Genomic DNA, 13,136 nt, shown 5'->3' with positions numbered 1-13,136 from the left:
GAGAAGAACCATACGACCATGCGAACCTGGCGGAGTATTGGTATTGGAACAGCATTGGCCTTGCTTTTAGCGGTTAGTGCCACTGCCTGTGGTTCATCAGATGACAATCCTTCCGCCAGTTCCAGCACCGTAGCCGAGACCACCACTACTACTGAAGGCCCCGAGACTGGTGACGAAGATGACACCAACGGGGAAACACTTCGAATTGAAAATGTTTGGGCCCGGCCGGGAATGGCGGATGGTAACACAGCGATTTACATGGTGGTTTATGGGGGCAGTGACGATGACCGCCTAGTCGACGTTTCCGCTGACAACGACTTTGCTGAAGCAATTGAAATCCACGAGGTTGTGGTTGTTGAAGACGACGACGCCACCGACGACATGGACAATCACATGGGTTCGGCCGGGTCAATGAATAGTGGCACCGAAGATGATGCCGACGCCGACCACGGCTCAATGAGCGGTGGCATGCCAAGCTCTAACAACGGTGGCGGTGGCATGAAAATGATGCGCCAAATTGATGGGCTCGACATTCCAGCAGGGTCGCAAGTCACCCTGGAGCCAGGTGGCTACCACGTAATGGTTCTGGGGCTGAAACAAGCCTTAGCCGTTGGCGACACGGTGAAGGTGACACTGCATTTTGAATCTACCGGTGAGGTTGAAGTCACCGCTGAAGTTCGAGAGATGTGACATGGATACGAATGGATTGTTAGCCAAAATTTTCCCTCGCCGAGCTGCTAATAGAGCCGCCGTTGCGCTAGCGGCTTTGGTAGTGACAGTGGGGTTAAGCGCCTGCGGAAATAGTGCTGATCCGGTAGTAAGCACGCAAGGTCAGGTGGCGGCTTCAACCGCTACGCCGGAGGTTGAATCTACCACCACCACCGAGCCCCACGATCCCGTCACTCACGAGTTTGTGATACCACCGGGTACTTCTAAGCGTTTGGCACTTCGCCAAGAAGTCGACATTCTCCCTGAGTGGTTAGACGTGCGAGTAGGCGACCGTATTCAAGTGCGCAATGACGACGTCGAGCTCATTCGATTGGGCATTTTCGACGTGCGCCCAGGGGAAACCGTGAGCATGAGCTTTAACACCGTTGGCCGATCCACCAACGTGGTGTATTCCGATGAGAGCGGTGGCTGCGGCGTTCCACCTCCGAACGCCAAGACGTTCACCGTCAACGTGGCGCCATAAGCATGTAGCTGTCTCCCCATAGCCCGCTCCGCCAAACATTAAGACTTCGGCGGAGCGGGCACCCTATCTTGCACGAGCACTCTATGGTCGGTCGGTTGGTCGGTCGAGACGCTCGGTGGTGTTCAGACAACGTTTTAAAGACTTTTGCGGCTGTGTCGAAAGTCACCGCTGCTAAGCTTCAAGAACGTTTACTGAACCAAAAGGAACAGCCATGCAGGTCAAGATGACCGTGAACGGCCAAGACGTCTCTGGAGAGGCCGAACCCCGAACACTTCTGGTCTATTTCATCAGGGAACAACTTGGGTTGACCGGCACCAACGTTGGCTGCGACACCTCTTCTTGTGGCGCTTGTACCGTTCATTTAGACGGTCAGTCGGTTAAGTCGTGCACTGTACTGGCGGTGCAGGCCGAGGGATGCCAAATAACAACTATCGAAGGAATGGCCCAGGGGGGTGAAATGCACCCGATGCAGCGGGCATTCCACGAAAACCATGGACTGCAGTGCGGCTATTGCACACCGGGCATGGTTATGGCTGCCACCTCACTGTTGGAAGAAAACCCCAATCCAACCGAGGAAGAGGTTCGGCTTGGTTTGGAGGGCAATTTGTGTCGCTGCACCGGCTATCACAACATTGTGAAATCGGTTTTGGCCGCCGCCGAAGGAGCTAGCGAGTGATCCCCGTAGCTTTCGAATACGTAAGAGCAGAATCGGTTGATCATGCCTTAGAGCAACTTAGCGAGCACGGCGATGAAGCCAAATTACTGGCAGGTGGTCACTCGCTTCTTCCCATGATGAAACTGCGCTTAGCCGTGCCTTCAGTTCTGGTAGACGTGGGTCGCCTCAACGATCTTTCCTATATTCGCCACGAAGGCGACACTGTGAAAATCGGCGCCTTAACTACTCATCACTTGGTGGAAACTAGCGAGCTATTAGCCGAGTATTGCCCTCTTATCAAGGGAGTAGCCGCTGAAGTTGGCGACCCACAGGTCCGCCATCGGGGTACCTTAGGCGGCACTTTGGCCCACGCCGATCCGGCATCAGATTTGCCCGCCGCGGTGTTGGCCTTGGGCGGAACGATGGTGGTGGCTGGCCCAAAGGGTCGACGTCGCATCGCTGCCACCGACTTCTTCACTGGTTACTACGAATCGGCTTTGGCCCCCGATGAAATGATCGTCGAAATTGAACTTCCCGCCACGCCGGGCGGCAAGTGGAGCTTCAAGAAATTCAATCGCCGGGCCCAAGATTGGGCCATCGTGGCCGTAGCCGCAGTACACAATGGCACCACTGGTGTGGGCTTGGTGAATATGGGCGCCACCCCGCTTCGCGCCACGGCCGTGGAAGAGGCAATTGCCGCCGGTGCCAACGCTAAGGACGCTGCGGCCCAAGCCGCCCAGGGCACCTCACCAACCGAAGACCTAAACGCAACCGTTGAATACCGTGCGCACTTAGCCCGAGTCTTAACCGAACGGGCTTTAACCGACCTTCAAATTTAGCAGTCGCTAAGATCCCCCCGCCTTGGTCGCCTACCGACCCTAGCTGTGGTGGCCAGGGTGGGGAGTAGTGCTTATTTAATACCTAGAGCTTCTTTCAGTAGGGCGTAAATATCACCCTCGCCAGCGGGACGAGCACAAAGTTGCACACCGCGTTGAGCCGTTGCCTGGCGGGCCACCGCTTCAATGTCTTCGTGATCAATTCCTAGATCATAAAAGGCATTGTGCACACCGATATCTTCAAGCCACCAACTCAGCCGAAGGCCTAACTCGGTTGGTTCGTGCATGAACAGCGTGTTAAGCAATTCCGAGGTCGAGGCGGGCAGAACATCAGAAATGAACGCCGTTGTATACGGCAGAAGCGAAGCGCTTACCAATTCGTAAGAAGAGAGGGTGCGCGCACCCAATAGTTGCGCCAAGGTATGTTGAAAACCAGCTGAAGCGTTCTGTCGCGCTCTACCGCAAACCACGGTGGCATCGATGACGCGTTCCAACAAGCCGAACTCTTTGGGGTCAGCGTGAAATTCTGGTAGCCACTGCGCCAGTTCGATCAGGCCTTGCCGTGCCAGCATCCGTGCTTCGGGGCTCGCCTGGGTGCCAGTTAGGACATCAATGGCGTGCGCTAAAGCTACCGTGGCTCGCAAAATGAACGATTCAGAATCGGTATCTGATTGAAAACTATGTTCTAACAAGACCGCCATAGGTGTCGATGTTGGCGAACCAGCACTGCTAGAACGCTTAGTGTGGGAATCAATCAGAGAAAATTCGCCCGTGTATGGGGCACCGTTAAGGGTGGTTGGAATAGCTACATGCGGGAACTTGGGCCGATCGGCCACGCTGCGGCCCGACATGCCAGATTCCATTTCCGAAAAAAAAGCAATGGCTTTGGCCATTTCTATGTTGGCACCCGAGCCAAGACTCACAAGCGTGTCGGCTTCGCTCGATCGGGCCGACAAGACTGCGTGTTGAGCAGTGTGCGCATCGACATAGGGCCCGGTCTCGCTGAACGTTCCGGCCAACATGCGACCCAACTGTTTTGTTACTAATTCACCAGGCTCGGAGTCGAGCATTCGGCGAGAGGCAACCAGCAAAACTCTCCTAGCACCAAAACTCTTTAACAGGTCGCCTAAATGTTCGAGCACACCGGTACCCCCATGAATTTCTTGGGGTAAGGAACGGTGTGTCCAGTTGTCAAACATCGCTTAACCTCATCTGAACCAGAGTGTGCTCGATCATCATTGATGCTAGGCCGAAGCTATGACATTGGCTGTGGTGAGACTCTCCTAAGCCACGGCCCCCGAGCTTCGAAGCTGGCTAATCTCGTCGGTACTTAATCCCAACTCTCCCAAGATTTCATCGGTGTGTTGCCCTGCATGAGACGGCGGGCGCTGAATCGACGCTTCAGTCCGGCTGAAACGGGGTGCCGGGGCCGGTTGCACCACACCAGCGACCTCAACGAAGGTGCCACGTTCTTTGTTGTGCGGATGTTCGGGTGCTTCTGAGATTGACAGTACCGGCGCAAAACAAACGTCGGTGCCTTCCATGATCTCGCACCACTCATCACGAGTCTTGGTGCGGAACACGCCTGCTAAACGTTCAGTGAGTTCAGGCCAGCGAGAACGTTCCATCTGAGCAGTAAAATCGCCGTCTTCGCTCAAACCGGTTAGCCGCAACAGCTCGGCATAAAACTGAGGCTCTATAGAACCAATCGAAACATACTTGCCATCGGCACACTCGTAGGTGTCGTAGAAATGGGCACCGGTATCTAACAAGTTGGTGCCACGTTCGGGGTTCCAAATGCCCATAGCGTTGAAGGCATGGAACATGGTCATCAGCACGGCCGAACCGTCGACCATGGCCGCATCGACCACCTGTCCGGCACCTGTTTTTTGTGCTTCGAGCATGCCGCAAACTAAGCCAAAGGCCAGCATGAGGCCACCACCGCCAAAATCACCCACCAGGTTTAGAGGAGGTACCGGAGGTCCACCGGCACGACCAATAGGTTCAAGGGCCCCAGCCAGGGCAATGTAGTTGATGTCGTGGCCCGCCGTTGGTGCATAGGGGCCGCTTTGACCCCAGCCGGTCATGCGTCCGTACACCAGCTTTGGGTTCTGTGCCATGGCCTCTTCAGGGCCAATACCCAAACGTTCGGCCACGCCGGGACGAAAACCCTCAAGCATGGCATCGGCACCTTCAATTAGCTTCAGAACCGTTTCTACGCCTTCAGGTGACTTCAGGTCGACCCCGATTGAGCGCCGCCCTCGCATCAAAATATCTGCGGGTGGACTATCTGGATCTCCGCCACGAACTGATTGTGAGCGGTCCACACGTATTACATCGGCACCCATATCGGCCAACATCATGGCGCAAAACGGTCCGGGGCCAATGCCGGCGATCTCAATAACTTTGAAGCCTGCCAAGGGTCCCATGCAGTGATTCTCCTTCAGATCAAGCCGCAACCTTGCGTCGCGTGCTTCCAGTTTGGCATCACAAGCTAAGACACGTGATGAATAAGAAAAAAAGAAGCGGCCCCGCTGGGGGCCGCTTCCTTAACCACCAACTTTTAGCGGTCTATTCAATTAGTCCGGCTTCACGGTCTTGAGCAATGAAGTCGAGGCTCTCATACTCAGCACCAGTGTCGTCCCAGTCTTCGAACTGTGTTACGCCCAGCACATCGAAGCGCTTGCGCAACCAGCCGTCATTGGCATCAAGAAGGCCCAGCTTCTTGGCGTTGGGAACTATCTTCGAGAAGAGTAGCTGCTGGAATGGATCCTTGTTCTTCTCTTCATCAGTCTTTTGGAAGATGCGGATGGCTTCACGCACATCAACGCCCATTTCATCCCAAACTTCTTGCTGCAAGAAACGGTTCCGCATACGAATCGCCGCTTCATAGGCAAATTCTTGGCGCTCCATCATTTCGGCTGAAGTGAGCCCCTGATAGAACTCTTGCAGCGAGATAACACCGAAAGCCACATGACGAGCTTCGTCGGCCATGACATAGCGAAGCAGCTTCTTCAGCAATGGGTCGCCGGTGGTCTGCATGGTTACACCAAAAGCAGCCAAGGCCAGTCCTTCCACCATGATCTGCATACCCAGATACGTCATGTCCCAACGGCTGTCGTCGATGATGTCATCGAGGAGCGCCTTTAGGTGGGTGTTGATTGGGAAGTGACCCGACATTTTCTCATCAAGGTACTTCGCGAAGACTTCAACGTGACGAGCTTCGTCCATCACCTGAGTGGCGCCATAGTATTTAGCGTCAATCCAGGGGACGGTTTCCACAATTTTCGCGGTGCAGATGAGCGCACCTTGCTCGCCGTGCATGAACTGCGAGAGGCTCCAGTTTTGGTTCAGAATGGACCACTGCAACCATTCCTTCTCGGTCCACTTTTCTAGCGCGGTGCCTTTGAGGTCGACGCCAAGTTGCATGAATTGCTCGCTTGAGGGTGGTCCGCCACCTTCATAAACAAGCTTCTCTTGGTCAACTTCTATTGACCAGTCAAGGTCGGTTTCACCGTTCCACTGGGAGTGCTTGGCCTTTTCATACAGCTTGTTCAACGCTGGGCGAGAACCTTTGTCATAATCCCAGGTGAAAATGGACTCGGCGTTATTTTTTACGGTGTGAATAGCTTCATCACGGTCGGTGTTGGACACCGCCAAGATGGCTTCAAGATCGTTGCTCGTGTCTAACGACATAATTCCCTCTGATATTACGGACCCGCTGGTCTAATGGTGTGTGGTGGTAGTGTCAACAGTCACTATACGGCGTAGAGCGACAGCGTACAACGTATACCTCACGGAATTCAAAGAACGTTGCCACTATGGTTATGGCAACTTCGTAAAAACCTGTTGGGGGAAATTGATGTCAGCCATTTTTGGGGTGCACACCGGGCTACAAAACACAAGCATCGACGAGCTACGCTCGCTTTGGACCCGGATTGAAGAGTTGCCCTTCGACTGGATCTCGATTTGGGACCACTTCTACTCGGCTGATTTCGACGGCGCACACTGCCACGAAGCCGTAGCCGCCCATGCTGCTTTGGCACTGAGCACCAGCCGGGTTGAGGTTGGCTCGCTCGTCTACTGCGCCGCCTATCGTCATCCAGCGGTGCTTGCTAATGCCATCGTGACCATCGATCACCTCTCGGGCGGTCGAGCCGCCATGGGTCTGGGCGCGGGCTGGGCGAAGTTCGAATTCGATGCTTATGGAATACCTTTTGAAGAACCCAAGGTACGCCTTGACGTGTTAGAAGAGTCGGCTCAATGCGTGCTCGGTTTACTACGGAACGAAACAACCGATTTCAGTGGGACTCACTTCAATCTGGTCGATGCTAAATGCGAGCCCAAGCCCATGCGGGACCAACTGCCGCTTTGGATTGGAGGTGGTGGGGAAAAACGGACCCTTAAAATCGTGGGGAAATATGCTGATGGCTGGAACATTCCCTTCGCCTCGCCCGAAGCTTTCGTGCATAAGCGCCATGTGCTAACCGAACACGCTGAAGCCGCTGGCCGTTCCATTTCCGATATACGCACCGCTATTAACGTGGGAATGTGCCCCACCGAAGCCGACCTACAAGAACAATTTGGCGGTTTAGCTGAAGGTGTGCGAGCCGGAGTTTTAATGGGGTCGCAGCAACAAATGGTCGACCACCTGGGGCGCTACCTAGATGTTGGTGTGCAGCAAATCAACCTGGCCATGCGTGCCCCTTGGCAGCTAGAGCACCTTGAGATGATGGCCGCCACCATCGAAGAACTAGGCTAGAAACCTCATAACGGCCTCGGCAACCCACCAAGAGCCCAACCTGTTAATGGCCCTTACATGCGCCCAAGCAGTTCGGCCTTCTTAGCCTCGAATTCGGCATCGGTAATCAGGCCACGCTCTTTCAAGGAATGCAGCTGTTCAATCTGTTCAGGTACGGAAGCTTGAGGATCTACCGGCTCTGAAACCGGACGGGCCGCCGCCGTTGCCGCGGCCACGCTCTGGTTAAAGGTGCGGTTTCGGTTCGCTTCCATGGCCACGTAGATTTCATTTTGGATGGTGTCAGGATGGCGCATATCGTCGAACTCTTGGCGACCCTCGGCGCTGGCCGATTCGATGACCAAATCGCCTGCACCAATCAAGCGTTCAAAGATCGATTGATGCGAGAACACGGTGTTGATCCGCTCTAGTGGAATTTCAATACCCGAGCGGCTAACCACGCCGCGGCGATGAATTAAGCGATCAGAGGTCAACACGAAGTGAGTGCTTGTCCAAGCCACATAGGCCTGTATAAACCAAGCCAAGGTTGCCAAAATCGCCAGTCCTGCCAAAATGTTTAGGGCCTGAACGTTGGTTTTAGTGAAGATGAAAACGCCGACGATGACGGCTGCCGCTAAGGCACCTCCGGTCGGCAACATTCGAAACCAATGGGGTTTCAGATCAAGAATTAGCTCTTCGTTAGGATGTAGATAGTCTTCAGGAAAGGCCACGTGGCCACTCTAGCCGCCGAGCCAGCCCGTAGCAGCGAACCTTTAACGGTAGACGCGCCGCTGAAAGACCCGGTCGGCCGCCACCACTCGATCGAGGAATAATTTGCCGTCGAGATGGTCGAGTTCATGCTGCACGGCCCGGGCTTCAAAAGCATCGCAATGGTATTCCACTTCCTGGCCGTGAGGGGTAAAGCCGTGCACGACGAGCGAGGTGTATCTGGCCACGTCACCGGTTAATGAAGGCACGCTCATACAGCCTTCTCGACCAATTTCTCGACCTTCACCCGAGACGATTTGAGCATTAAAAAGCACAAATTCCCCATGGCAGCTTTTCGCCTTTTTGTGACCGGTGATATCGAGAGCAAAGGCACGCAAGCTCACACCAATTTGAGGTGCGGCAATGCCCACACTGTGCGAACTGGCTCGCATGGTGTCCAACAAATCGTTGGCCAACTCAATAGTGGCCGAGCCGAAGCTCGTGACGGGTTTAGCAGGCGTGCTTAAGACATGGTCCGGGAGCACGACAACAGGACGAATCATGATTATTAGAGAATGTCAGCGTCGGCTGAGTTAATTGAAAATTCGACGTCAAGCTCTTTGGCCAGAGCAGAGAGAGTGCCACGAACGGCCTCAATTGTTAGACCCGGTGGAAAAGCCACGTCGAGCAGCATGGCGTAAACTGGGGTGTCCGAGTCGCCGAGAAAACGGGTTGACAAGTCGGTTATATTTACCTGCGCTTCGGCCAGTGCCTGTGCAAATCGGTGCACAATACCTGGCTTATCTCCGCCGTAGACGGAAACACTAAATCGTTCACCACTACCAGCTGGTGAGGTAACGCTACTTTCGTGAACGCTGACATCTAGGCCCAACCGACTGGCGGGTTCTTCCAGTGCATTTTCCACTGCTTCAGCCTGAACATTCTTAGGCACCGAAACAATCAGTACCATGGCGAAACGGCCGCCAAGGATGGTCATTGAGGTGTCTAACAAATTGGCGTTCAGCGCTGCTAGAGCCCCGGTCACTCCTGCGACCACACCAGGCTGATCAGCACCAATCGCGGTAATTGAAAGCTCGTGTGCCAATGCCGTCTCCTCCGGTGACGTTACCTGTGGGTGTCATAACCCTTCACTAGGCTAGGGGAAGTGGATCCGAATCGTCTCCTCGAGAACCTAAACACGGCCCAGGCCGAAGCCGTAACAGGTTCCCATGCTCCGCTTTGCATTATTGCGGGTGCGGGCTCGGGTAAAACTCGGGTCTTAACGCGCCGAATTGGCTATCGGGTAGCCACTGAAGCTGCAGACCCGCGCCACATTCTGGCTCTCACTTTCACCCGTAAGGCTGCACGTGAACTAACCACACGCTTAGCGGCCATGGGTTTTCGCGACTCAATCGCGGCGGGCACTTTCCACTCTATTGCTTACGCCCAGCTGCAAACTCGATGGAGCGAACGGGGAATACGCCCGCCGAAGCTACTTGATCGCAAGGCCCGCTTTGTAGGCAGTTTCGCCCCCAAAGACGTAAACATTTTCGATCTGATTAGCGAAATCGAATGGGCCAAAGCCCGACAGATCCAACCGGACGAATACGAAGCGAAGGCCGCGGCTGCGAAACGCACGCCTCCGCTAGCACCGAAGCTGGTGGCCACCTTGTACGCCCGCTATGAAGAAGTTAAAAAACAGCGGCGCACTATCGACTTCGACGATATTTTGGGTTTGGCCATTCGCGACATGCAAGACCCCACAATTGCCGCCGCTATTCGATGGCGCTACCGCCATTTCTATGTCGACGAATTTCAAGACGTGAACCCCTTGCAATTCGCTCTTCTCAATGCGTGGCTAGGTGACCGAAACGACCTATGCGTGGTCGGTGACCCAAACCAGGCCATTTATACCTGGAACGGTGCCGATGCCGACTATCTGATCAACTTCAAACAGTGGTTTCCAGCCAGTGGCACCGTTCGATTGGCCGAAAATTATCGTTCTAGCCCGCAGATACTTTCGGCTGCCAATGCAGTGTTGGGTGCCAAAGACGCTAATCCGAACCCGTTGCGTGCTAATCGGCCCGATGGCCCTGAACCAAAGGTGGTGGAGTTCACGAGTGATAGCGCAGAAGCCGCCGGAATTGCCCGGGCCATAAGAGAGGCCAAAGCTCCACAGCATCCTTGGTCATTTCAGGCGGTGTTGGTGCGCACTAACGCCCAAACCGCGCTGATTTCTGAAGCCTTAACCAAAGCCCAGGTTCCACATCGTGTTCGAGGTGGGGCGGGCTTGTTGGAACAAGTTGAGGTACGACAAGCGCTCGATCAATTAGTGCATCACGGTGGTCGTTTTGAAGCAGCCGTGGCCGATTTTGCTGAAGCGTTGGGCGAGACCAACGCGGCCATTGGCGAAACTGAGCCTGCACCAAGCAGAGACGAGACCAGCTCGCTGCGTGAAGATACCGAAGTTTCTGATCGGGTGTTGCAGCGCCACGCCAACCTAGAGATGTTGTTGCGTTTGGCTTATGACTATCAAAAGATCGACCCAATACCTACCGCTGAGGCTTTCTACCGTTGGCTTATTGCCACTGTTGGTTCAGACTCAGCCGATCACGACGCAGTTGATGTGACAACTTTTCACGCCGCCAAAGGTTTGGAGTGGCCGATTGTGCATTTGGCGGGCCTGGAATCGGGCCTGGTACCAATCGCTCATGCCAAAACCCTGGCTGCTAGGGCCGAAGAACGCCGGCTGTTTTATGTAGCTATCACCCGAGCCGAAACTCAACTGCACTGTAGCTGGGCCAAAGAACGCTCATTTGGTCAACATGTGGCTAACCGCGATCCGTCACCGTATCTCGACCAAATTTTGCTCTTAAATCCGCCTTCTGAGACTGCTGCCAACGATCAAAGGGTGGCCAACATTGGTGCTAGAAGGCCCTATAAAGCGACCGCAGGTCTCACCAGTGCCGGCCAGAGTCGCTCACGACCAAACAAGGTACCGGCCGGACTTAGCAAAGATAATGAGGAACTGTTCGAATCGTTGCGAACTTGGCGCTCGATAAAAGCTAAAGCGGCTGGGGTGCCCGCTTATGTGGTCTTTCCCGACACCACCTTGGTGGCAGTGGCAAACGAACGGCCCGAGCTGCCCCAAGAATTGTTGGCGTTGCCCGGAATTGGTCCGGTTAAAGCACAACGCCACGGCGAAGCTTTGCTTAGGATCGTGGCCGAACACGCCTAAGAGTTACATTTTCGAGCATCTCACGAACAAGCTCTCGCAGAGGCTCAACTCTTAAATGATTTGGGGGAATTTCTTGAGCCCAAGTCACGTCATCTTTAACTATCCCTAAGAGCAAACCGTGACTCTTCTCCGTGCCTAGGTGGCATCGCGTTTTAGGCGCATCTCGGCAAAGCGTTGAAAATCGACCGCAATAAATAGGCCTTCAGCCTCGGCGCACAGCGTTTCGCCGTGCCACAGTGTGCCACGGGTTAGGATTTTACGGCCCTCGGTACTAATCAGTTCACCAATGAAATGCACTTTGGCATGCAGTGGAGTCGGTGAGCGGTAGTTCACATTCAAATATGCCGTCATACCACCCGACCCATTTAGCGATTGCGCAGCACCTAAAACCTCATCAAAAGAGGCCGCGATCCAACCGCCATGCACACAACCAGGCGGCCCTTCATAAGCCGCACCAAACGTGGCGCTCGCTTCGATACGATCTTTAGAGAAGTCCATGTAAAGCGGCGGTGCCAGCGGATTCGCTTGACCCAAAACTGGGCTCTTGTCCATAAACCCGTCATTGGGTTCTGGGGAATTAGCAGCCTCGGCATAACCGGTAAACCCTTGGGTGTCGTAACGTTCCAAGGCTTCAGCCGCTGCTTCAAGCTGGGCCGTAAGCGCCTCTAGGTGATCTTGTGGCACCGTGCGCGAGACCGACGCATCAATCACCCTTCGCAAAGCAAAAGCCAAAGCGCGACGAGCACGGCGCAAGGGAGTCAACTCGTGGGTAGCTTCCCCGTCGATATAGGCCGCGGCCCAACCAAATCTGGGCTTTGGTTGTTCCTTTGGGGGCTGGGAAGGCGTGTCCATTGAACCTCGATTGAACTATTAGACAGGTCTAGGGGCCAACTGGATAGTTGTATTCAGCGATGACCGGGGCGTGGTCCGAGGGTTTAGTGCCCTTGCGGGCATTCCGGTCAACCAAATCTAGGGTTGACAGGTTGGCCAACGGCGCCGACGCTAAACAAAAGTCGATCCGCATACCTTCTCGTTTGTGAAAGTGCCCCGCCGTGTAATCCCAATACGAATAAAGACCTGGGGTATCGGGATAACGAGCACGAAATGTGTCAATCAATCCCCAGTCCATCACATTTTGCAGGGCCTCACGTTCGGGTTGGCTGACATGCGTCATCCCAGCGAAGGCCGCCGGATCCCAAATATCAATGTCAGTAGGCGCGATGTTGTAATCACCGCAGACCACTACTGGAACCTCAGGCGACGTGGTGGCTTCAAGGTGCTCACGCAAACGCTTTAGCCAAGAAAGTTTATAAACATAATGAGGGTCATCTAAGCCACGACCATTCGGCACATAAACCGAGGTCACTCTGATCCCGGCGCAAGTGGCCGAAATGAGGCGAGTATCGGTGTCTGGTTCGATGCTCGGTTCGAAGCCCACCATAGGGTCGGACAAACCAACCCGGCTTAAGATGGCCACTCCATTCCACCGGCCCGATCCGTGGTGGACCGACTCGTACCCTAAAGCTTCAAAGGCCAGGGCCGGGAAGGCCGCATCAGCCATTTTTGTTTCTTGAAGACACACCACATCCGGCTGAGCCTGGATTAGCCACTCTTCTACCCGTGGCATCCGAGCGTTCAGTGAATTCACGTTCCAGGTTGCAATTCGCACGATACGACCCTAGCTAGCCCGCCAAAACAATGCTGTATGGGCCATTTTAAATGAACGTAGGGTTACAGTGCCGTAACAATGGCCTTGTCGTGGATAACAT

General features: G+C 54.5%; 14 protein-coding genes. 6 read left to right on the top strand and 8 right to left on the bottom strand.

What is annotated here, in order from left to right; translation table 11 throughout:
• The first annotated feature begins 18 nt into the window (after window positions 1–18).
• From WC184_10660 to WC184_10645, 4 genes are all read left to right on the top strand, one after another.
• Window positions 19–690 (top strand): copper chaperone PCu(A)C, encoded by a 672-nt coding sequence (locus WC184_10660; GenBank protein ID MFA7478333.1) that lies wholly within the window; start codon window positions 19–21, stop codon window positions 688–690.
• Between the two features lies 1 nt (window position 691).
• A complete protein-coding gene (locus WC184_10655; GenBank protein ID MFA7478332.1) occupies window positions 692–1,192 on the top strand; it encodes a hypothetical protein in 501 nt (166 codons plus the stop codon).
• A 211-nt stretch (window positions 1,193–1,403) separates the two neighbouring features.
• Window positions 1,404–1,868 carry a (2Fe-2S)-binding protein gene (locus WC184_10650; GenBank protein MFA7478331.1) on the top strand — a complete coding sequence of 155 codons (465 nt, stop codon included), beginning with the start codon at window positions 1,404–1,406 and terminating at the stop codon, window positions 1,866–1,868.
• Complete coding sequence (locus WC184_10645) at window positions 1,865–2,686, top strand: xanthine dehydrogenase family protein subunit M (protein MFA7478330.1); 822 nt, start codon at window positions 1,865–1,867, stop codon at window positions 2,684–2,686. The genes WC184_10650 and WC184_10645 overlap by 4 nt, the downstream gene beginning before the upstream one ends.
• 71 nt (window positions 2,687–2,757) lie before the next feature.
• On the opposite strand, the gene WC184_10640 is transcribed toward WC184_10645, so the two are convergent.
• The 3 genes from WC184_10640 to WC184_10630 all read right to left on the bottom strand — a co-directional run bounded on the left by WC184_10640 (window position 2,758) and on the right by WC184_10630 (window position 6,379).
• Window positions 2,758–3,882 carry an iron-containing alcohol dehydrogenase gene (locus tag WC184_10640; GenBank protein ID MFA7478329.1) on the bottom strand — a complete coding sequence of 375 codons (1,125 nt, stop codon included), beginning with the start codon at window positions 3,880–3,882 and terminating at the stop codon, window positions 2,758–2,760.
• An 84-nt stretch (window positions 3,883–3,966) separates the two neighbouring features.
• Window positions 3,967–5,112 (bottom strand): CaiB/BaiF CoA-transferase family protein, encoded by a 1,146-nt coding sequence (locus WC184_10635; protein ID MFA7478328.1) that lies wholly within the window; start codon window positions 5,110–5,112, stop codon window positions 3,967–3,969.
• Window positions 5,113–5,254: 142 nt separating this feature from the next.
• The gene (locus WC184_10630) at window positions 5,255–6,379 is read right to left on the bottom strand and encodes a ferritin-like domain-containing protein (protein MFA7478327.1); all 1,125 of its coding nucleotides are present in this window, start codon (window positions 6,377–6,379) and stop codon (window positions 5,255–5,257) included.
• Window positions 6,380–6,545: 166 nt separating this feature from the next.
• Between WC184_10630 and WC184_10625 the strand changes: the two genes are divergently transcribed.
• Complete coding sequence (locus tag WC184_10625) at window positions 6,546–7,445, top strand: LLM class flavin-dependent oxidoreductase (protein ID MFA7478326.1); 900 nt, start codon at window positions 6,546–6,548, stop codon at window positions 7,443–7,445.
• Between the two features lie 53 nt (window positions 7,446–7,498).
• On the opposite strand, the gene WC184_10620 is transcribed toward WC184_10625, so the two are convergent.
• Genes WC184_10620 through WC184_10610 form a run of 3 tightly spaced genes read right to left on the bottom strand, consistent with a single transcriptional unit; the run spans window position 7,499 to window position 9,234 of the window.
• A complete protein-coding gene (locus tag WC184_10620; GenBank protein MFA7478325.1) occupies window positions 7,499–8,152 on the bottom strand; it encodes a PH domain-containing protein in 654 nt (217 codons plus the stop codon).
• A 42-nt stretch (window positions 8,153–8,194) separates the two neighbouring features.
• Window positions 8,195–8,692 (bottom strand): peptide deformylase, encoded by a 498-nt coding sequence (def, locus tag WC184_10615; GenBank protein MFA7478324.1) that lies wholly within the window; start codon window positions 8,690–8,692, stop codon window positions 8,195–8,197.
• A 5-nt stretch (window positions 8,693–8,697) separates the two neighbouring features.
• A complete protein-coding gene (locus WC184_10610; protein ID MFA7478323.1) occupies window positions 8,698–9,234 on the bottom strand; it encodes an ACT domain-containing protein in 537 nt (178 codons plus the stop codon).
• Between the two features lie 60 nt (window positions 9,235–9,294).
• Here WC184_10610 and WC184_10605 point away from each other — a divergent pair, with 60 nt between their 5' ends.
• Window positions 9,295–11,367, top strand: a complete 2,073-nt coding sequence (locus WC184_10605) for an ATP-dependent DNA helicase UvrD2 (GenBank protein ID MFA7478322.1) — start codon at window positions 9,295–9,297, stop codon at window positions 11,365–11,367.
• A 135-nt stretch (window positions 11,368–11,502) separates the two neighbouring features.
• Here the strand turns inward: WC184_10605 and WC184_10600 are convergent, their stop codons facing one another.
• Together WC184_10600 and WC184_10595 are read right to left on the bottom strand one after the other, a co-directional pair.
• Entirely contained in the window at window positions 11,503–12,219 is a 717-nt protein-coding gene (locus WC184_10600; GenBank protein ID MFA7478321.1) for a PaaI family thioesterase, read from the bottom strand.
• A gap of 28 nt (window positions 12,220–12,247) precedes the next feature.
• A complete protein-coding gene (locus tag WC184_10595; protein MFA7478320.1) occupies window positions 12,248–13,036 on the bottom strand; it encodes an exodeoxyribonuclease III in 789 nt (262 codons plus the stop codon).
• Between the last annotated feature and the right edge of the window lie 100 nt (window positions 13,037–13,136).

This window comes from Acidimicrobiia bacterium (assembly GCA_041676705.1).
Lineage (GTDB): Bacteria > Actinomycetota > Acidimicrobiia > Acidimicrobiales > SKKL01 > Actinomarinicola.
Note: the sequence above shows the minus strand (reverse complement) of the source record. Positions and strands in the feature narration are given on the sequence as shown.

Bases quoted from the DNA above. Each gene is read 5' to 3' on its own strand.
- WC184_10660 (MFA7478333.1), top strand. From the start codon at position 19: ATGCGAACCTGGCGGAGTATTGGTATTGGAACAGCATTGGCCTTGCTT.
- WC184_10655 (MFA7478332.1), top strand. From the start codon at position 692: ATGGATACGAATGGATTGTTAGCCAAAATTTTCCCTCGCCGAGCTGCT.
- WC184_10650 (MFA7478331.1), top strand. From the start codon at position 1,404: ATGCAGGTCAAGATGACCGTGAACGGCCAAGACGTCTCTGGAGAGGCC.
- WC184_10640 (MFA7478329.1), bottom strand. From the start codon at position 3,882: ATGTTTGACAACTGGACACACCGTTCCTTACCCCAAGAAATTCATGGG.
- WC184_10635 (MFA7478328.1), bottom strand. From the start codon at position 5,112: ATGGGACCCTTGGCAGGCTTCAAAGTTATTGAGATCGCCGGCATTGGC.
- WC184_10630 (MFA7478327.1), bottom strand. From the start codon at position 6,379: ATGTCGTTAGACACGAGCAACGATCTTGAAGCCATCTTGGCGGTGTCC.
- WC184_10625 (MFA7478326.1), top strand. From the start codon at position 6,546: ATGTCAGCCATTTTTGGGGTGCACACCGGGCTACAAAACACAAGCATC.
- def (MFA7478324.1), bottom strand. From the start codon at position 8,692: ATGATTCGTCCTGTTGTCGTGCTCCCGGACCATGTCTTAAGCACGCCT.
- WC184_10600 (MFA7478321.1), bottom strand. From the start codon at position 12,219: ATGGACACGCCTTCCCAGCCCCCAAAGGAACAACCAAAGCCCAGATTT.